We start from the raw sequence: 16,781 nt of genomic DNA, 5'->3' as shown, positions 1-16,781 counted from the left end.
TCGGGGCACGCATGGAAAACCCCGGAATGCGTGCCCCGGGGGCCAGCGCTGCCGCCATCTGGCCGCCGCTCGCCGGCTTCATCGATTTTGAACATCGCCTCGGCAAGCGCATGGCCGGCCGTCCGGTCATGTCGGGCGTCTACGAGTTCATCCGCTTCGGCATGAAGCAGGCCTGGGCCTGCCTGTTCGGCGGCATTGTCGTCTTCCTGCAGATCGCGACCTATCTCGTCTATCCGCGCGATGCGGCGTTGGCGCGCTACGATTTCCTCTTCCTGAGCATGGTGGCGGTCCAGGCCGGGCTGATCCTGACGCGGCTCGAGACGGCCGAAGAAGCCAAGGTCATCCTGATCTACCATGTCGTCGGCACGGCGATGGAGATCTTCAAGACGGCTGTCGGCTCGTGGATCTATCCGGAGCCGAGCTTCTTCCGCATCGGCGGCGTGCCACTGTTCACCGGCTTCATGTACGCCTGCATCGGCAGCTATATCTGCCGGGCCTGGCGGCTGTTCGATTTCCGCTTCTCGAACCACCCGCCGGGCTGGGCCCTGATCGCGCTCAGCGTGCTGATCTACGTCAATTTCTTCATGCATCACTATGTGGTCGATACCCGTATCGGGCTCTTCCTGCTCGCCGCGGTTCTGTTCGCGCGGACGAAAATCTATTTCAAGGTCTGGCGCGTGCATCGGTCGATGCCGCTCCTGCTCGGGCTGTTGCTGGTCGCGCTGTTCATCTGGTTCTCGGAGAACATCGGCACGTTCACGCGGACCTGGCTCTACCCTTCGCAATTACAGGGCTGGTCGATGGTCTCTTTCGCCAAGCTCGGCTCGTGGTCCTTGCTGCTGATCATCAGCTACACGCTGGTGACGCTGGTCAATCGCCCGCAACCGCTCGACCGCCCATGATGGACATCCGGCCGTTGCGGCGTGTCGTGCTCGCGCTTTTCGCGATCGTCATCATCGCGATCGGCCTGACGACGCGCCTGCCGGGCGTCGCCTGGCCGCCCATATTCGCAAAGTGCCTCGGCTCCGCACTCTGGGGCGTCATGGTCTATTGCGTGGTCGCATGGCTGCGCCCGGGCTGGCACCTCGCCCGGGTCGCGCTTGCCGCATCGTGTGTTGCAGTGGCGGTCGAGCTCAGCCAGCTCTGGCATCCAGCCTGGCTGGATGCGTTTCGGGCAACGCGTATGGGCGTTCTGCTGCTCGGTCGCTTCTTCGCATGGGCTGATATCGTGGCTTATCTTGTGGGGATCGGCGCAGCAGCGGCCACCGATGCCGCTTTGAGGGCGCGCTAGCGATTGCGTTCCATGGTTTCGTTGTACTCGTTCCACGCATCCCGAATGTCCAAGCCTGCGAAGAGGACGGGAAGGTACACACCGGCCCTTGTGGCCGATGCAGCTGCGCTCTTGTGCTTGGCTATCTCCGCCGTGCGTGTCGCTACGCGTGTCATGTTGTCGGCCACCCTGCGGGCCGCTTTCTCTGAGGCCTTCCGGGTCAGTCCTTCTTGAGCGAGCCGAGCCGAGTATTTGTTGATCTCGCCTTGGGCCGAGCGCATCGCCTGCTGGGCCTTCGCCGATCCGGCGAGGGCTTTTTCGAGCGTGTGCTCCACGGCCCGGTCCCCTACGTGGCCTACCAGAGTTTTCCCCACTTCCTTTCCGACATCCTCGTTCACGATCACAGCCACTTGAGCCTCCGCGCCGGCCTCCCAGTTCTTGATGATCGAATGGGTGATCGAATGAGCGAAGCCGGCAACAGCAAACCCTCCCGCCGTGGTGCCCGCCTGGAGGCCGAGAATCGTGAGACCGCCGCCGGCGGCCAGAGTGCCGCCGACTAGCACAGGCGCGACAAATCCGACTCCGACGATGCCGCCGATGACTGCGACGCCAACCTGCGCGCCGAGCTTGATGCGAGCGAGATTCTTGATGCCCTGCTGTGTTTCCCGGATGACGTCGCTATTGATGCCGGAGACCTCGCGATAAAGGTTCAGGATGTCGTTCCGCGCCATGTCGCGAAGGTGCCCGAGGAACGACAAGTACTCTTGTCCGGCGCGGGGGCCCTGTTCGGCCAGTTTTCGGACCCAGGCCAAAATGAACCGCTCGAACATCTGATCCGTGCGCCGTTCGATTTCGGCCGGAGCCCCATCCTTCACCACGGCTATGCCTGGCGGTTCCTTCCAGAAGAAGACCGTATAGATGGCATTGATGACCTTGCTGTCCCGGTAGGTTTCCCATTCAACCTTCATGGAATGCTGTGTCGCGATGACCAGCGCGCAGGAACGAATAAACCGGCTGATCGTGGGTAGATCATAGCAGACGACTGAAATATTCTTTTGCATGTTTCTGCCCTTGCTGGAGTCGAATCAAGTTTTTCGATACCCTGATGATGACGTAAGGAAATTTGATGCGTCTCGAGGAATGTCATTCGTGCCACGATCAGCTTTCATCGCTGGATCGCAGGGCGCGATTGGGCACTTCAGGGCTGGTTTCGACCTGGCGTTGCTGGCCAAGGGCGACGCGAGCCGCCCTTTCTGCTCCGAAGTCAGCCTGCCGGCGCGACGAGCATCGCGGTGATCCGACGGGCCATCGGCAGCGCCAACAGCAGGACCGGAAAGGCGATCAGCCAGCTCAGGCCCCAGGCGCCGGCCCAGTTCTGCAGGAAGGCCGGCGTCGGGCCGAGGACGCGCAGCGTCGAGATGCCTGAGACGATCAGGGTCATCAGGCCAGAGAGGATCAAGGGGGTGACGAGCGCGCCATAGCGCGCCGGGAGCTTGCGAAAGCGGTTCATGGAAACATCCGTAAGGATTGGCCGCGCCGTCATGGCCTTAATGCATCCTGGCGGCGCTAAGCCGGGTGGATGCGTTGCCTGACGTGAGACGCTTACGGCCGCCCAGAGGGACGCGCGGGTTGCGCTTTACGGCCGGCCTGGGCAGGAGGCAAGCAGAATCCGCTCAGTCCGCCACAGTTCTGCTAAGGTCAGCCCCACAATCGGGGCTTCCTTGGAGGAGCAGGAATGACCGGTATCCCGACCGCCGATGAGATCGAAGCCACCAAGGCGGCGCTGCAGGCGAATCTTCCACCGCAGGCAAAGAAGCAGGAAGAGGAAGGCTCTGGTGTCGGCGAGATCGTCGAGGGTGTTCTTGATATCGCCAGCAATGTCTCGATCGAGGCGGTCGGCGTTGCGGTCAAGGCCGTCGGGACCGTGATCGAAGGCGCCGGGACCGCCGTGGTCGCCACGGGGGAGGTGGTCGTCACGGTGATCGGCGGCATCTTCGAAGGGCTGGGCTAGCAAGGCCTCGGCAGTCGGGATATCGATGCGGCTCCGGCAGCGTCGCTGGAGCTGGAGTGAAGCATGTCCCTCGAATTCCTGCTGACCTCGCTGATCATCGTCGCTTCGCCCGGGACGGGCGCGATCTACACCATCGCCGCCGGGCTGACGCGCGGGGCCAAGGCCAGCGTGCTCGCCTCCTTCGCCTGCACGCTCGGCATCGTGCCGCATCTGCTCGCCGCGATGATGGGCCTCGCGGCCCTGCTGCACGCGAGCGCGCTCGCCTTCGAGATCGTCAAATATGCCGGCGTCGCCTATCTGCTCTGGATGGCCTGGCAGACGCTGAAGGAGCAGGGCGCGCTCAGTGTCGAGACCAAGGCCGACAAGCGCTCGGCCTGGCGCGTGCTGGTCGACGGCATCGCGATCAACGTGCTCAACCCCAAGCTCTCGATCTTCTTCGTCGCCTTCCTGCCGCAGTTCATCGCCGCCAACGAGGCGAGCCCGATGGCGCGCATGCTCGAGCTCTCGGGCGTGTTCATGGCGATGACCTTTATCGTCTTCGCGCTCTACGGCCTGTTCGCCGCGGCGATGCGCGACAAGGTGGTGAGCCGGCCAGCGGTGATGGCCTGGCTCCGGCGCACCTTCGCGGCGGCCTTCGTTGCTCTGGGCGCCAAGCTCGCCCTGACCGAGCGCTGATGGCCGCAAAGCAGACCCGCCTCGCGATCGAGACACGCGGAGCGGGACTCTATGAATTCACCGATGCCGCCGTCCGCTTCGTGCGCGAAGCAGCGGTCGATCTCGGCCTGCTGACGCTGTTCGTACGCCATACCTCCTGCTCGCTGCTGATCCAGGAGAATGCCGACCCGGACGTGCAGCGCGATCTCGTCGCCTTCTTCACCCGCCTCGTGCCGCCGGCGGACGATCCATCGATGGCCTATCTGACCCACCGTGCCGAGGGGCCGGACGACATGCCGGCCCATATCAAGGCGGCCGTGCTGCCGGTCACGCTCTCGATTCCGGTGAGTGGGGGTAGGCTCGCACTCGGGACCTGGCAGGGAATCTACCTGTTCGAGCATCGCACCAGCCCGCACCGGCGCGAGGTCGTGCTGCATCTCGCCTGAGCCGGTCAGCTCCCAGCCGAGTGGGTGAGCAGCCGCGTGAAGGAGCGGTAGCATTCGTGCAGATCGTCCGGCGACAGGCCGAGATCGAGCTGCTGGAAGCCGATGAAGGCGGCGTATTCGACGCGGGCCAAAGCGAGGGCCTCGTCGGGCGTGAAGCGCTTGGTGTCGCTATGGAGCTTCTCCAGATAGCCGATGCGCTCGCGGTCGACCTCGGCGCAGGTTGCCGCGACACCGGCATCGAGCTGGGCGAGGCGGCGCATGCCCTGCTCGACGCGGACGTCGAGGGCCAGCGCCATCCGGTCGAGCGCGATCAACCTGTCCTGCGCCGCTTCGCCCTTGTCGGCCTCCTGCATCAGGCGAAGCGTATAGGTCTCGCGCCAATGCAAGGCGAGCGCGGCGTGGTAGGCTTCGATCGCCGGAAAATGCGCGTAGAATGAGCCCTTGGTCTTGCCGGCGCGCCGGCAGAGCGCCTCGATCGTCAGCCCGGCCGGTCCCTGCTCGGCGAGTGCGGCGAGGCCGAGCGCGAGCCAGTCGGGCGGGCGGAAGCGGGGAGGGGGAGCTACTGCCACAGGCCGATCGCGCCGCTGACGGCGGTCGCTGCGAACAGCGCCCATTGCGGGAAATGCGCGATCCGCAGGCGGAACAGCCCGATCATGGCGAGGCTCCACAGGCAAAACAGCGCAGCGCCGGCGGTGGCGAAGAGGGCGAGGTCGCGACTGCCCTGGCCGGTCGCCGCGAGGCCAAATGCGAGCGCCAGCGCGGCGAGCACGATCGTGACCAGATGCCAGCAATAATACATGGTGAATTTCGGCACGGCGTGCAGCCGCTCGGTCGCCAGCAGAGGTGCGGCGACGTGCCTGCCACCGAGAATGAAGTGGATCAGCGTGGTGGCAGCCGCCAAAGCGGCGGCAAGGGCGAGCCAGATGTTCATGGCGATCTCCGGAATAATACCATCTAGTATGGTATTATTCCGGAGATGAACGCAAGCGCCCCGTCAGCGGGGGAGGCGATGTGGGGAAATAGGGTGGCTGCGCTGCTGACGCCGGGAGCGTCGTGCAATCTGTCCGCGCGACCTGCCGAGCTCTCATCGGCCGGCATAATGCTCGTACTCAGGCGGCGGCTCCCAGGACTGCCCGGTGGCGATCAGGCAGCTCACGCCATACGGCAAGGTCGCGAACAGGGTGAAGGAGCCGTTCGGAGCGGCGAAAAAGCTCGATCACGCTGCCGTTCGCGGCAAGGCCGTAGCCGATCCGGCGCTCGCCATAGAGTTCACGCAGTTGCGTCGTCGCCAGGTTGCGATCGGCACAAGGAAGATCGGCGGGAACCTGCGCGCGGGCGTTGCCGGACAGAAGTGGCAATGCCAGCAAGAACGGCAGAAGAGATTTGAAGAAGCGCGTCATGGCTGCTCCTGCGACAGAGCGGGCCAAGAAGAGCGCGAAAGGTGGACGGGCCTCTATTCCGCCCTGTCTTCAAGAAACATGGGGATGCTGGCGCCGTTTCGCCAGTGGCCCTGTACCCGCAGACGCGCAAGCTCGTGTGGCCGGTCGCCCTTGCCGTTCCTCACGCCCGGCAAGGGATGGCATGGCCCCTTGGCCAAGCAGGCAGCATCTGCGCTATACAGCGCGGGTCAGATGGAGCCCGCTCATGTCCTTTCTCAAATCCCTGTTCGGTCGCAAGGAAGCCAAGCCGGCCGGTCCTGCCGCGCCGCTGAAGAGCACCGAGTACAAGGGCTTCACCATCCATGCGACACCGTTCCCCGAGGGCGGGCAGCAGCAGCTTGCAGGCGTGATCGAGAAGGAGATTGACGGCGAGGTGAAGAGCCATCGCTTCATCCGGGCCGATCGGTTTCCGGGCGCGGACGAGGCGGCTGACTTCGCCATCATCAAGGCCAGGCAGTTGATCGACGAGCAAGGCGAACGCCTGTTCAAATAGGGATTTACGATAATCTCGACTCTGCCGAGAGCAATGTTTCAGACAGACATCCGTGGAAATCGATTAAAATTTTTATGTTTCAGTGAATATCGCTGTGCCCTTGGGACACTTAAAGAATTTGACTTGAATTATACGTCTTCCGTGAATTGTTTCTCGATGACCCGGTTAGGTATTTGGCTGGGGTGCAGCCTGGGCTCCTGCCATTTAAAACTTTATTCGGTTTTTCGGGCTTTGATATCGTCATCGCGCCTGTCTTACCGAGACCCTTTTCATGCCGCCGAAGCCCCCCGGTAACTCGAAGCCGGAGAAATCCCAGGATGTGGGGCCCGGCCGCGGTGGCGACAGCCAATTTCGCGAGATCGTGGCACGGTTGCCGGTGGCGCTCTATGCGACCGATGCCGACGGGTTCGTGACTTATTTCAATCAGGCGGCAGTCCGTCTCGTCGGGCGCGAGCCGCAGCTGGGCCAGGATCGCTGGTGCATCAGCCATAAGCTGTTCCAGATCGACGGCTCGCCCCTACCGCTCGAAGATTGTCCCTTGGCGGTCGCGCTACGCGAAGAACGCGAGGTGTGGGGCGTCGAGGCGCTGGCCGAACGGCTCGATGGCAGCCGCGTGCGCATCATGCCGTTGCCGACACCACTCTACGATGCCGCGGGCAAGCTCACCGGCGCAATCAATCTGCTCGTCGACGTCACGTCGGGGCAACAGCCCGGTCCAAGTGCTCCGAGCGGCCGCCATCATCTCGCCGAAGATCTCGAAGCCGCGATCACGCAGAAGCGGCTGCATCTGCACTATCAGCCGGTCTTCTCGGCGGCGGGCGTCCTGACCGGCTTCGAGGCGCTGGCGCGATGGATCCACCCCGAACGTGGCGTCGTTCCGCCGTCCGAGTTCATTCCGGCGGCGGAGGAAAGCGGGCTGATCCTGCCGCTGGCGCGGGAGCTGTTGTGCCAGGCCTGCACCGAGGCGGCGAGCTGGGCGAAGCCGCTGCGCATCGCCGTCAACGTCTCGCCGCTGCAGTTCCGCCATGGCGACCTGCCGGGGCTGATCGACGAGGTGCTGATCGAGACCGGCCTCGAGCCGGAGCGGCTCGAGCTCGAGATCACCGAAGGCGTGATGATCACCGATTTCGACCGCACCATGCTGGTGCTACACCGGATCAAGGCGCTCGGCGTGCGCATCGCGCTCGACGATTTCGGCACGGGTTATTCCTCGCTCTCCTATCTGCACATGTTCCCGCTCTCGACGCTGAAGATCGATCGCAGCTTCGTCGCCAATCTCGGCGTCGCCTCGGAGGCGGCGGCGATCACGCGCGCGGTGATCGCGCTCGGCCATGCGCTCGACATCGAGGTGGTGGCGGAAGGCGTCGAGACGCGCGAGCAGCTCGACTTCCTGATCGACGAGGGCTGCAACTACATGCAGGGCTATATGCTCGGGCGGCCGTTGCCTGCCGAGCAATATGCCGAGCTGACCGGGCGCAAGAGCTGAACTAGCTCCGCCTGGCGCTTGTTCGCAGTTCAGCCAGCAGAGTCTCGCCGCTCCAGCTCTGTTTTCCGCCGCTCGCCTCGGCTGCATGGATGAGCGCGACCAGTCGCTCGTTCGCAGGGGCGCTGCGAACGAGCCGCTGTGCGAGGCGCACCACCTCGCCATTGATCCAGTCGACCTCGGTCGCGCGGCCGGCGGCAAGATCGTCGGCCATGGACGAGCGGGCCAGCGGGTCGATCGCCAGCATCTTGCGGGCGAGCCGCGTGAAGAGCGCGTCGGGCAGGCGCAGCAGCGCCGGGATCCAGCGCGCCGGCAGCGGCGTCAGCCGGGCGGGCGTGATCCTGGCTTGTGCCATTAAGTCGAGCGCCTCGGCCTGGGCGAGGGCAAGGCAGCGGCGATAGCCGCGCTGCCCGAGCTCCTGCTGCAATGGCAGGCCGGAGAGGGCGTTGACGGCGTTGTTCAGGTTGAACAGCAGCTTGGCCCATTGCACCGGCAGGATGTCCCTATGCCGGGCCAAGGCGAAGCCGGCGCGGGTGAAATCGGGGAGAAAAGGAGCCAGCGCGGCTGCGTCCTCGACTTCGGGTTCGCCCTCGGATGCCTGATGGAAGGCGCCCGGGCTGCGCCGAACGACATTGAACGGCACCACGCCGGCGAGCACGGTGCGGCCGGGCAGGGCGGCGCGCAGGGTGTCGGCATTGCCGAGGCCGTTCTGGAAACTGATCACGACGGCTTCTGGCGCAACCACATCCGCAAGCTCGGCCGCGGCCTGCGCTGTCGCACCCGATTTCACCGTGACGAGGACGAGATCGGCGTTCGCTGCTGCGCTCGGATCGGTCGAGAATACGATGGCATTCGGCGCGACCCGCCAGCTCCCGCCGTCATAATGCGTCAGCGTCAGGCCATGGGCGCGGAGCTCTTCGCCGACGCCGGAGCGGCCAATGAGTCCGACCTCGGCGCCACCGGCAGCGAGGCGCCCGCCGAGATAACAGCCGATCGAGCCGGCGCCGTAGATGCAGATCCTGGCCATCGCGCTCCCGGGGACAAGGCGTGCAGCATGCCGAGCGCGTCGCTTCAATGGCAAGCGCTGCGGGCAAAGTGGCATGATGCACCCACATCCGCGCTGCATCGCCCCGGCGCCCGCGCGCTTGTGGCGGCGTTCAACGCTGCCTAATGCTCGGGCAGAGAGAAGATCGTTCTCCGTCGCGCTCGCGAGGAAACATGGACGCCCAGGACGCGCGCTATGCGCCGGATTCGCCCTATGCCTGGTTCAGGCTGGCGCTTGCCCTGCTGATCGGGACTGTGGCCTGCGTCGGCTCCTGGTCGGCGGTCGTGGTGGTGACGGCGGTGCAGCAGGAGTTCGGCGTCATGCGCGCCGATGCGACGCTGCCCTATACCTTCGCCATGATCGGCTTCGGCATCGGCAATATCGTCATGGGCCGCCTGGTCGATCGCTTCGGCATCATGTGGCCGATCGTGCTCGGCGCATGTTTGCTGGCCGCCGGCTATTCACTGGCATCCGTGTCCGGCACGCTCTGGCAGTTCACGCTGGCGCATGGCTTCCTGATCGGGCTCGGCGCCGCGACCGGGTTCTCGCCGCTGATCGCCGACCTGTCGCACTGGTTCAAGCGCTATCGCGGCCTCGCCGTCGTCTTCGGGGCTTCGGGCAGCTATCTCGCCGGCATGTTCTGGCCGCAGCTCATCAACTGGGGCGTCGAGACGCATGGCCTGCGCACGACGCATCTCTGGCTCGGCATTGCGGCGTTCGCGGTGATGATGCCATTGGCGCCGCTGTTCCGGCGCCGGCCGAATGCGGCGACCCTGGCGGCGGCCGAGGTGATGAGCGCTGGCGCACGCGGCAGCCTCGGGCTGTCGCCGAACCAGCTGCAGCTGCTGCTGGTCGTCGCCGGCTTCTGCTGCTGCGTCGCGATGTCGATGCCGCAGGTGCATATCGTCGCCTATTGCAGCGACCTCGGCTATGGCGTGGCGCGGGGCGCCGAGATGCTGACGGTGATGATGGCGCTCGGCATCGTCAGCCGCGTCGGCTCGGGCTTCGTCGCCGACAGGATCGGCGGGACCGCGACGCTCGCTCTGTCCTCGCTGATGCAGGGCATGGCGCTCTTCCTCTATCTCTGGTTCGACGGGCTGAGCTCGCTCTTCGTCGTCACCGGCATCTTCGGCCTGTTCCAGGGCGGCATCGTGCCGATGTATGCGGTGGCGATCCGCGATTACATGCCGCCGCGCGAGGCAGGGGCGCGCATCGGCGTGGTGATGTCGGCGACGATCTTCGGCATGGCCTTCGGCGGCTGGGTCTCGGGCGTGATCTTCGACGCGACCTCGTCCTACCGGCTCGCCTTCCTCAACGGCCTCGCCTGGAACCTGATCAATCTCGCGATCGTCTGCTGGCTGATGCTGAAGGCGCGGCCGAAGCTGGCGGCGGCGTGACGCCCACAGCCCTCATCCTGAGGAGCAGACGTCAGTCTGCGTCTCGAAGGATGCTCCAGCTGGTTCCAGAGCTTCCTGAAGCATCCTTCGAGACGCCGCTTCGCGGCTCCTCAGGATGAGGGCTCCACTTGTTCCGGCTCTCGGTCAGGCCGAGGCAGCTCCCGGCCGGTAGGTGCCGAAGCACCAGATGTGTCCCTCCGGGTCCTTGCAGATGAAGTCGCGGCTGCCATAGGTCTGGTCGCGCGGCTCCATGCAGATTTCGGCGCCGGCCGTGCGGGCGCGCTCGCAGAGCGCATCGATGTCGGTCGTCGCGATATAGGGCGAGGCGGTCGTGCCGCCGAGCTCGGCCGGTGTCTGGACGAGCTTGGCGAAGTCGGTGCCCTCGCTCGAGCCGAACATCACGATGCCCTCGCCGAGGCGCAGCTCGGCATGCACGACCTTGCTGCCGTCATCCGAGAGGAAGACGGCGTGCTTTTCGAAGCCGAAGGCCTCGACGAGCCAGTCGACCATCTTGACCGCATCGCGGTAGCGCAGGCTGAAATAGATAGCGGCGGGCTGCGGCATGTGCGGCATCTCCGGTTGCATGTCGCGCCAGCAAAGCCGATCGGGCGCGCGCGGTCTTGAACGAAACGGACTTCAGCCCGGTTCCAGGATGCCATGCTCGCCGGCGTCGTTGCGGGCGAGGGCGGCGGGCGGCAGGCCGCTCAAAGCGGTGAATTCGCGGGTCATATGGGCCTGATCGGCATAGCCGGCGGCCTGGGCGATCGCGGCCCAGCCACCCGGCTGGCCGCGCGCCGCCAGTTCGCGCGCATGCTCGAAGCGCTGGATGCGGGCGATGGTCTTCGGCCCGGCGCCGGTCTCGCTGACGAAACGCCTGGTCAGGTGGCGCTCGCTCCAGCCGGCCGCAGCCGCGAGTTCGCGCATGCGGCCCCTGCCGCGCCGCGCCGCCAGCCAGGCGAGACCGGCGGCGACCTCCGGCGACAGGTTGCGCCCGCGCGCCAGCCTTTGGCCGATGACGCGATCGAGCAAAGCGAAGCACGCAGCCCAGGACAGGCACTCGCGCAGGCGCGGGCCGAGATGGCGCAATTCACCGAGATCGTCGAGGTCGACGATGCGGCCGGCCATGTCGCGCTGGTCGAGCTGGAAAAAGCCATAGGCGCCGGCCGGGGTGAAATCGACCTGCACGCAGGCGGCGAGGCCGGTGGAGGAGACCAGGACCGGGCGGTCGATCAGGCCGGCTGCGAAGCCCTGCGGCGCGCTGCTTTCGCCACCGGCGACGGACAGCGTGAAGGGGGCGGCGAAGTTGACGATCAGCGGCAGGATCAGCCCGGGCACTTCGCGGCGCAGGACCGGCTCGGCGCGGTGCTCGCGATAGCCGGTATAGCCGAGCACGGCGCCCGCCAGATCGGGCCGCGGCGGCGCCCGCACCAGTTCCCAATCCGCCTGCATTGCCGGCCCCGCGATGTTCGGCGAATAGTGGCGCGTATCGGCTGCCGGCTCAACGGCAAAGGGGGTATGCCATGCTCATGACCAGACCGTCCGACACCCCGTTCGGACTGCCCCGACCCGCCGAACTGACGAGGTGGTGATGCCGCGCCTGATGCAATTCGAACGCCGCCATGAGCGGCTGGTCCCGATAAGGCGCTTTGCCCTGCGTCTGGGGCGGGCGGTACTGCTCTGGCTGGCGCTGACCGTGGTCGGGCTCGCTATCGGCATGGCAGGCTATGCGGTCAGCGAGGGCATGAGCGCGGTCGATGCGTTCGTCAATGCGGCGATGATCCTGTCGGGCATGGGGCCGGTCGCCGAGCTCAAGACCGTCGGCGGCAAGATCTTCGCAGGTGCCTATGCACTCTTCTCGGGTCTGTTTGTGGTGATCGCCACCGGCTTCGTGCTGGCGCCGATCCTGCATCGTGTGCTCCACTCCTTCCATATCGAGGAAGGGAAGGGCAACGATGACTGAGCCTGGCGTCAATCCCGTCGAGGAGCCGTGCGGCACACTGACCGTGCGCACCATCGCCATGCCGGCGGACACCAACGCCAATGGCGACATCTTCGGCGGCTGGGTGATGTCGCGGATGGACCAGGCCGGCGGCATCGCCGGCGTCGAGCGGGCGCAGGGACGCGTGGTGACGGTCGCGGTCGAAGCGATGACCTTCATCCGCCCGGTCAAGGTCGGCGACGTGCTCAGCGTCTACACCTCGGTCAAGTCGGTCGGGCGGACCTCGATGAAGATCCAGGTCGAGGCCTGGGCCAAGCGCTTCCGCACCACGCTCCACGAGAAGGTCACCGACGCGAGCTTCACCTTCGTCGCGATCGACGATGACGGCCGGCCACGGCCGGTGCCACCGGTGTCGGAGGGGTGATTCCGGCGCCGTAAATCCTAACGGAACCTGAACCGGCCCGCAGGCCGAGTGATTCAGAAGAATCCGGCAACTTAAGCGTTCTTTAAGCGAACCTCCGCAATTCTGCCGGGGATCGATCCACCGGGATCGGTCAGCCTGGGGCTGGGAGGTCCTGCATGATCGATCGCCGTCGCATGTCGACGGACGTGGCCCGGCTCGCGCCGCCGCTCGCACGCGGCACGATCGAGCCGGCGAGCCTTTGCTCCGAGTTTTTCCAAACGCATCCATTCCACGGCTGACCATTGTCGGCCGCCGCCTATCGTCCGTGATCCGCTACCGGCCAGCGCCGCGCTGCCGGGCTTGTCTTCAGGAGTACCGCGTCAATGTCGAAGACTGAGAAGCCTGCGCGCCAGAAGGCGTCGCGTGTCGGCATCGCCGCCCGCATCTATGCGGCGCTCGGCGTCCTGACGGTGTTGACGATCGCAGCTTCGCTGGTCGCCTGGTTCTCCTATGGCCGGGTCGGCAGCACAGTTGCCGACATGGTCGAGCGCAAGATGCCGGTGGTCGAGTTGGCGCTCGAGCTGTCGCAGGCGGCGACGGCCTCGACGGCGCTGGCGCCGCGCTTCATGGAAGTGCAGACCGTGCGCGAGCGCGCGGCGCTGACCGGCGAGTTCGACAAGGTCGAGGCTCGGCAGTTCGATCTGGTCCGCAAGATCGGCGAGCAGGGCAATGTCGACAACAAGAAGGCGCAGAGCGCGCTCGACGGCCTCTCGCGCCAGATCAACGACATCAACGACCTGACCGGCGAGCGCCTGCGCAACGCCTCGGAATCGGCCGCCGCGCTGGAGAAGCTCGGCAAGGCCTACGAGGCCTTCGTCAAGGCGGCGAGCGGCGAAGCCGAACAGGCCAAGTTCGCGGTGACCTTCGGGCTCGACGATCTCGCCGTCCTATCCGGCGAGGCGCTGACCGGCGCCGTCAAGACGCTGATGGACCGTGACTTCGCCATTTTCGACCTGGCGCGGACGCTGCAGGCCAATGTCAACGAGATGGTCGGCGTGCTCCGCGAGATCGCGCAGATCAACGACAAGGAGAAGCTCGGCTTCGCCCGCGAGCGCTTCAACGGCATCGCCTACCGGCTGCGGACCCTGCTGGCCGACGCCGAGAAGATCACCACCAACAAGGCGCGGGCCAGCACGGTCGAGGCCCTGATCGCGGTCGGCGAGGGCAGCGACGGGCTGGTCGACATCCGCATCCGTGACATCACCACGCGTGAAGGCATCACCCGTGGGCTGAAGGAAGTCGACCAGGCGGCGGCGAATCTTCGCCGCGAGGTCGATGCACTCGTGCAGGGCGCACGTGGCGAGGCGCAGGCCGCCGTCGTTTCGACGCAGAAGCTGATCGAGACGAGCAAGCTCTGGCTCGGCATCATCGGCCTCGGCTCGCTTATCGTCGCGCTGGCACTGGCGCTGTTCTATGTCCGGCGCCAGATCGTCGGCCGCCTCAACCGGCTCTGGGCTGCGACCAGGGCGATCGCCGACGGGCAGCTCGAGACCCAGGTCGAGACCAAGGGCAATGACGAGATCGCCGACATCTCGAAGAGCGTGCTGCTCTTCCGCGACAATGCGGTGGCGCTGCGCGCCGCCGAGCTCGCCAAGGTCGAGGACGAGGAGCGCGCCCGCGAGCAGCGCCGGCAGATGATGGCGGAGCTCGGCGAGGCCTTCGGCGTGGTCGTCGCGGCGGCGGCGCAGGGCGATTTCAGCCGGCGCGTCGACGCCAACTTCGCCGACGCCGAGCTCAACGCGCTCGCCGGCTCGGTGAACGAGCTGCTGGAGACGGTCCAGGCCGGTCTGTCGGAAACCTGCGAGGTCCTCGGCCACCTATCCGATGGCCGCCTGGTCGCCCGCGTCGAGGGCCGTTACCAGGGTGCCTTCGCCGAGCTGAAGAATGGCACGAACAGCCTCGCCGGCGAGTTCGAGAGCACGCTGGCGCGCCTGTCGGAGACCGTCTCGGCCGTGCGCAGCGCGACCAGCGAGATACTCGACGGCGTCACCGATCTCGCCGAGCGCACCAGCGAAGAGAGCAACGCGGTCTCGGTGGCGACCAACCAGCTCGGCGCCTTCGCCAGCAATGTCCAGAAGACCGCCAAGGACGCCGCCCAGGCGGTCGGCATGGCCCAGAGTGCCGAGGAGCGCGCCCAGCAGGGCGAGCAGGTCGTCGCATCGGCGCTGGAAGCGATGCACCGCATCCGCGTCTCCTCCAGCAAGATCTCGGAAGTGATCTCGATGATCGACGAGATCGCCTTCCAGACCAATCTCCTGGCGCTCAACGCGGCGGTTGAAGCTGCTCGCGCCGGCGATGCCGGCAAGGGCTTCGCCGTCGTCGCCAGCGAGGTGCGCAGCCTCGCCAAGCGCTCGGCCGACGCCTCGAACGACGTCAAGAAGCTGGTCGAGGCGGCCCATGGCGACGTCAAGGTCGGCGTCGGCCTGGTCGAGCAGAGCTCGGCCGTGTTCGGCAGCATCCTGACCTCGGTCAACGATCTCTCGGCACTGATGAACGGCATCTCGCAGACGGCGCGCGGCCAGGCGACCGATGTCTCGACGATCAACAAGGAGATCGACGGCATCGGCACCATGGCGCACCAGAACGCCGCGCTGGTCGAGGAGACCAATGCCGCGCTCGCCCTGACCGACGAGCAGACCCGTTCGCTCACGGAGCACATCTCCCGCTTCAGCTTCCGCGAGGGCGGGGCAGCGGAGCACGAACACGAGCAGGCAAGGGCGGCCTGATCCAGGCTGTCCAAGACAGGTTCACCAGAACGCCGCCGCTCTCATCGAGCGGCGGCGTTTTCATTACTGCCGGCTGCCGCCTCACGCCGGCATGACGGGAAGGTGATGGCCCAGCCGATGGACTTCGCCGGCCGCGGCTTCTTAGATGGGACAGACAAGACGATGCGTCGGGCGGAGGCCCGTGGCTGCCTCCGGCCATGCCGCCCAAAGTCTTTCCTGACGTCAGATGAAAATGGCGAGGATCAGATCATGACCGTGACGATCATCCATCCCAACCGCAGGATCCTGCTCCTTGGCGCAGCTTCTGCGGGCGTCGTCGGCCTGCTGCCACGACATCTTGCTACCGCGAGCGCGCAGACCGGCGTTCATGCTCCGACCCAGACGATGCCCGGCGGCGCCAACAACTACATGCCGGGCGCGCCTCTGGTCGAGAACCTCGGAACCGGCTTCGTCGCGTCGGGCATCGTGCGCAAGGCCGGTAGCGGCGAGCCGTTGCGCAATCTCCGCATCCAGATCTGGGCGGCGACCGATCGTGGCGGCGAGCGCGAGCCGAGCAATCGCGGCAGCGTCATGACCGACGCGAACGGCCGCTATCGGCTCGATATCTCGCCGATCGTGCCGCAGTTCGGCCAGCCGCATATCCATATCGCCTATGACGATCCCGGCTTTGCGACCCTGTTCCTGCGGCCGGTGCTGAACAGCCGCCACGACAAGAGCATGGCCGTCGACTTCGTCCTCGCTCCCGCCGCGGGCAATGCCGGCAAGTCGAGCTGACAAGAGCCGACGGCGCATCGCCTGGCTGGCGATCGCGGCCGTCGCCACCATCCCCGTGGTCGCGGCGGCGGTAAGCCCGCTGCAGCGCGGCCGCGAGTTCCTCTGGGTCATCGGCGGCATGGCCGGCGTCGTGGCGCTCAGCCTGCTGTTCGTGCAGCCGCTGCTGACCGCCACCGCTCCGGTTCTCATGCCGGCCGCGCGCGGGTTGCGTTGGCATCGCTGGGGCGGAATCGCGATCGTTGCCGCAGTCGCGCTGCATATCGGGGCGCTCTATGCCTATAGCCCCGAGGACGTGATGGATGCGCTGCTGCTGGTCGCGCCGACGCCGTTCTCGCTCTACGGCGTGATCAGCCTGTGGTGCCTCGTCCTCACAGCCCTCCTCGCCGCGACGCGCCGGCGCTTGCGCCTCTCCCATCGGAACTGGCGCATCGCCCACAGCGTGCTGGCCGTGGCGATCGTCAGCGCCGGGGTGGTCCACGCCATCCTGATCGAAGGCGCGATGGAGGAGATCTCGAAGCTCATGGTCTGCATCGCCGCGCTGGCTGCGACCACGGTCGGCGCTCTCGAGATCAATGTCCTCGGCCCCTTGCGCCGGCGCCGCAATCTGCAGCGCGCCTAGCCCGATGCAATTGCGGATGGGA

The 16,781-nt window shown here is 66.2% G+C and carries 22 protein-coding genes; 14 read left to right on the top strand and 8 right to left on the bottom strand.

Annotated elements, in window-relative coordinates; genetic code table 11:
* Positions 1–26 precede the first annotated feature (26 nt).
* Complete coding sequence (locus QO058_RS06415; protein WP_284171155.1) at positions 27–902, top strand: DUF817 domain-containing protein; 876 nt, start codon at positions 27–29, stop codon at positions 900–902.
* Entirely contained in the window at positions 899–1,291 is a 393-nt protein-coding gene (locus QO058_RS06410) for a ribosomal maturation YjgA family protein (protein ID WP_284171153.1), read from the top strand. Before QO058_RS06415 ends, QO058_RS06410 begins: the two co-directional genes overlap by 4 nt.
* On the opposite strand, the gene QO058_RS06405 is transcribed toward QO058_RS06410, so the two are convergent.
* Together QO058_RS06405 and QO058_RS06400 are read right to left on the bottom strand one after the other, a co-directional pair.
* Positions 1,288–2,331 (bottom strand): hypothetical protein, encoded by a 1,044-nt coding sequence (locus tag QO058_RS06405; RefSeq protein WP_284171151.1) that lies wholly within the window; start codon positions 2,329–2,331, stop codon positions 1,288–1,290. The two genes, QO058_RS06410 and QO058_RS06405, sit on opposite strands and share 4 nt — an antisense overlap.
* A 203-nt stretch (positions 2,332–2,534) precedes the next feature.
* Positions 2,535–2,780, bottom strand: a complete 246-nt coding sequence (locus QO058_RS06400) for a DUF2798 domain-containing protein (protein WP_284171150.1) — start codon at positions 2,778–2,780, stop codon at positions 2,535–2,537.
* Between the two features lie 225 nt (positions 2,781–3,005).
* On the opposite strand from QO058_RS06400, the gene QO058_RS06395 reads away from it, so the two are divergent.
* From QO058_RS06395 to QO058_RS06385, 3 genes are all read left to right on the top strand, one after another.
* Entirely contained in the window at positions 3,006–3,281 is a 276-nt protein-coding gene (locus tag QO058_RS06395; protein WP_284171148.1) for a hypothetical protein, read from the top strand.
* Positions 3,282–3,344: 63 nt separating this feature from the next.
* The gene (locus QO058_RS06390; RefSeq protein ID WP_284171146.1) at positions 3,345–3,956 is read left to right on the top strand and encodes a LysE family translocator; all 612 of its coding nucleotides are present in this window, start codon (positions 3,345–3,347) and stop codon (positions 3,954–3,956) included.
* Positions 3,956–4,381: a secondary thiamine-phosphate synthase enzyme YjbQ gene (locus tag QO058_RS06385; protein WP_284171145.1), complete on the top strand. Its 426-nt coding sequence runs from the start codon at positions 3,956–3,958 to the stop codon at positions 4,379–4,381. The genes QO058_RS06390 and QO058_RS06385 overlap by 1 nt, the downstream gene beginning before the upstream one ends.
* A 5-nt stretch (positions 4,382–4,386) precedes the next feature.
* Here the strand turns inward: QO058_RS06385 and QO058_RS06380 are convergent, their stop codons facing one another.
* From QO058_RS06380 to QO058_RS06370, 3 genes are all read right to left on the bottom strand, one after another.
* The gene (locus QO058_RS06380; RefSeq protein WP_284171143.1) at positions 4,387–4,950 is read right to left on the bottom strand and encodes a TetR/AcrR family transcriptional regulator; all 564 of its coding nucleotides are present in this window, start codon (positions 4,948–4,950) and stop codon (positions 4,387–4,389) included.
* Positions 4,941–5,312: a hypothetical protein gene (locus tag QO058_RS06375; RefSeq protein ID WP_284171141.1), complete on the bottom strand. Its 372-nt coding sequence runs from the start codon at positions 5,310–5,312 to the stop codon at positions 4,941–4,943. The genes QO058_RS06380 and QO058_RS06375 overlap by 10 nt, the downstream gene beginning before the upstream one ends.
* Positions 5,313–5,490: 178 nt before the next feature.
* The gene (locus tag QO058_RS06370; protein WP_284171139.1) at positions 5,491–5,781 is read right to left on the bottom strand and encodes a hypothetical protein; all 291 of its coding nucleotides are present in this window, start codon (positions 5,779–5,781) and stop codon (positions 5,491–5,493) included.
* Between the two features lie 244 nt (positions 5,782–6,025).
* Between QO058_RS06370 and QO058_RS06365 the strand changes: the two genes are divergently transcribed.
* Both QO058_RS06365 and QO058_RS31355 read left to right on the top strand, forming a co-directional pair.
* The gene (locus tag QO058_RS06365; RefSeq protein ID WP_284171137.1) at positions 6,026–6,313 is read left to right on the top strand and encodes an HlyU family transcriptional regulator; all 288 of its coding nucleotides are present in this window, start codon (positions 6,026–6,028) and stop codon (positions 6,311–6,313) included.
* 271 nt (positions 6,314–6,584) lie between these two features.
* On the top strand, positions 6,585–7,799 hold the full coding sequence (locus QO058_RS31355; RefSeq protein ID WP_432212012.1) for a putative bifunctional diguanylate cyclase/phosphodiesterase: 1,215 nt from the start codon (positions 6,585–6,587) through the stop codon (positions 7,797–7,799).
* Position 7,800: 1 nt separating this feature from the next.
* Here QO058_RS31355 and QO058_RS06350 read toward each other — a convergent pair whose 3' ends face one another.
* Entirely contained in the window at positions 7,801–8,823 is a 1,023-nt protein-coding gene (locus QO058_RS06350) for a 2-dehydropantoate 2-reductase (RefSeq protein ID WP_284171135.1), read from the bottom strand.
* A gap of 191 nt (positions 8,824–9,014) precedes the next feature.
* Here QO058_RS06350 and QO058_RS06345 point away from each other — a divergent pair, with 191 nt between their 5' ends.
* Positions 9,015–10,238, top strand: coding sequence for an MFS transporter (locus QO058_RS06345; RefSeq protein WP_284171133.1), 1,224 nt, complete (start codon positions 9,015–9,017; stop codon positions 10,236–10,238).
* Positions 10,239–10,382: 144 nt separating this feature from the next.
* Here QO058_RS06345 and QO058_RS06340 read toward each other — a convergent pair whose 3' ends face one another.
* Together QO058_RS06340 and QO058_RS06335 are read right to left on the bottom strand one after the other, a co-directional pair.
* A complete protein-coding gene (locus QO058_RS06340) occupies positions 10,383–10,802 on the bottom strand; it encodes a VOC family protein (protein ID WP_284171131.1) in 420 nt (139 codons plus the stop codon).
* A gap of 72 nt (positions 10,803–10,874) precedes the next feature.
* Positions 10,875–11,687 (bottom strand): AraC family transcriptional regulator, encoded by an 813-nt coding sequence (locus tag QO058_RS06335; protein WP_284171130.1) that lies wholly within the window; start codon positions 11,685–11,687, stop codon positions 10,875–10,877.
* 139 nt (positions 11,688–11,826) lie between these two features.
* Here QO058_RS06335 and QO058_RS06330 point away from each other — a divergent pair, with 139 nt between their 5' ends.
* The 6 genes from QO058_RS06330 to QO058_RS06305 all read left to right on the top strand — a co-directional run bounded on the left by QO058_RS06330 (position 11,827) and on the right by QO058_RS06305 (position 16,759).
* Positions 11,827–12,198, top strand: coding sequence for a hypothetical protein (locus QO058_RS06330; RefSeq protein ID WP_284171128.1), 372 nt, complete (start codon positions 11,827–11,829; stop codon positions 12,196–12,198).
* Positions 12,191–12,601, top strand: a complete 411-nt coding sequence (locus QO058_RS06325; protein ID WP_284171126.1) for an acyl-CoA thioesterase — start codon at positions 12,191–12,193, stop codon at positions 12,599–12,601. Before QO058_RS06330 ends, QO058_RS06325 begins: the two co-directional genes overlap by 8 nt.
* 155 nt (positions 12,602–12,756) lie before the next feature.
* Complete coding sequence (locus QO058_RS06320) at positions 12,757–12,879, top strand: hypothetical protein (RefSeq protein WP_284171124.1); 123 nt, start codon at positions 12,757–12,759, stop codon at positions 12,877–12,879.
* Positions 12,880–12,963: 84 nt separating this feature from the next.
* Positions 12,964–15,366 carry a methyl-accepting chemotaxis protein gene (locus tag QO058_RS06315; protein WP_284171122.1) on the top strand — a complete coding sequence of 801 codons (2,403 nt, stop codon included), beginning with the start codon at positions 12,964–12,966 and terminating at the stop codon, positions 15,364–15,366.
* Between the two features lie 249 nt (positions 15,367–15,615).
* A complete protein-coding gene (locus QO058_RS06310) occupies positions 15,616–16,140 on the top strand; it encodes a peptidase associated/transthyretin-like domain-containing protein (protein ID WP_284171120.1) in 525 nt (174 codons plus the stop codon).
* Positions 16,121–16,759 carry a ferric reductase-like transmembrane domain-containing protein gene (locus QO058_RS06305; protein WP_284171119.1) on the top strand — a complete coding sequence of 213 codons (639 nt, stop codon included), beginning with the start codon at positions 16,121–16,123 and terminating at the stop codon, positions 16,757–16,759. Before QO058_RS06310 ends, QO058_RS06305 begins: the two co-directional genes overlap by 20 nt.
* Positions 16,760–16,781 lie beyond the last annotated feature (22 nt).

The organism is Bosea vestrisii (assembly GCF_030144325.1).
Taxonomy (GTDB): Bacteria; Pseudomonadota; Alphaproteobacteria; order Rhizobiales; family Beijerinckiaceae; genus Allobosea; species Allobosea vestrisii_A.
The sequence above is the reverse complement of the archived record's forward strand: the minus strand, read 5'-3'. Positions and strand labels throughout refer to the sequence as shown.

Bases quoted from the DNA above. Each gene is read 5' to 3' on its own strand.
- QO058_RS06415 (WP_284171155.1), top strand. From the start codon at position 27: ATGCGTGCCCCGGGGGCCAGCGCTGCCGCCATCTGGCCGCCGCTCGCC.
- QO058_RS06410 (WP_284171153.1), top strand. From the start codon at position 899: ATGATGGACATCCGGCCGTTGCGGCGTGTCGTGCTCGCGCTTTTCGCG.
- QO058_RS06405 (WP_284171151.1), bottom strand. From the start codon at position 2,331: ATGCAAAAGAATATTTCAGTCGTCTGCTATGATCTACCCACGATCAGC.
- QO058_RS06400 (WP_284171150.1), bottom strand. From the start codon at position 2,780: ATGAACCGCTTTCGCAAGCTCCCGGCGCGCTATGGCGCGCTCGTCACC.
- QO058_RS06395 (WP_284171148.1), top strand. From the start codon at position 3,006: ATGACCGGTATCCCGACCGCCGATGAGATCGAAGCCACCAAGGCGGCG.
- QO058_RS06390 (WP_284171146.1), top strand. From the start codon at position 3,345: ATGTCCCTCGAATTCCTGCTGACCTCGCTGATCATCGTCGCTTCGCCC.
- QO058_RS06385 (WP_284171145.1), top strand. From the start codon at position 3,956: ATGGCCGCAAAGCAGACCCGCCTCGCGATCGAGACACGCGGAGCGGGA.
- QO058_RS06375 (WP_284171141.1), bottom strand. From the start codon at position 5,312: ATGAACATCTGGCTCGCCCTTGCCGCCGCTTTGGCGGCTGCCACCACG.
- QO058_RS06370 (WP_284171139.1), bottom strand. From the start codon at position 5,781: ATGACGCGCTTCTTCAAATCTCTTCTGCCGTTCTTGCTGGCATTGCCA.
- QO058_RS06365 (WP_284171137.1), top strand. From the start codon at position 6,026: ATGTCCTTTCTCAAATCCCTGTTCGGTCGCAAGGAAGCCAAGCCGGCC.
- QO058_RS31355 (WP_432212012.1), top strand. From the start codon at position 6,585: ATGCCGCCGAAGCCCCCCGGTAACTCGAAGCCGGAGAAATCCCAGGAT.
- QO058_RS06350 (WP_284171135.1), bottom strand. From the start codon at position 8,823: ATGGCCAGGATCTGCATCTACGGCGCCGGCTCGATCGGCTGTTATCTC.
- QO058_RS06345 (WP_284171133.1), top strand. From the start codon at position 9,015: ATGGACGCCCAGGACGCGCGCTATGCGCCGGATTCGCCCTATGCCTGG.
- QO058_RS06340 (WP_284171131.1), bottom strand. From the start codon at position 10,802: ATGCCGCAGCCCGCCGCTATCTATTTCAGCCTGCGCTACCGCGATGCG.
- QO058_RS06335 (WP_284171130.1), bottom strand. From the start codon at position 11,687: ATGCAGGCGGATTGGGAACTGGTGCGGGCGCCGCCGCGGCCCGATCTG.
- QO058_RS06330 (WP_284171128.1), top strand. From the start codon at position 11,827: ATGCCGCGCCTGATGCAATTCGAACGCCGCCATGAGCGGCTGGTCCCG.
- QO058_RS06325 (WP_284171126.1), top strand. From the start codon at position 12,191: ATGACTGAGCCTGGCGTCAATCCCGTCGAGGAGCCGTGCGGCACACTG.
- QO058_RS06320 (WP_284171124.1), top strand. From the start codon at position 12,757: ATGATCGATCGCCGTCGCATGTCGACGGACGTGGCCCGGCTCGCGCCG.
- QO058_RS06315 (WP_284171122.1), top strand. From the start codon at position 12,964: ATGTCGAAGACTGAGAAGCCTGCGCGCCAGAAGGCGTCGCGTGTCGGC.
- QO058_RS06310 (WP_284171120.1), top strand. From the start codon at position 15,616: ATGACCGTGACGATCATCCATCCCAACCGCAGGATCCTGCTCCTTGGC.
- QO058_RS06305 (WP_284171119.1), top strand. From the start codon at position 16,121: ATGCCGGCAAGTCGAGCTGACAAGAGCCGACGGCGCATCGCCTGGCTG.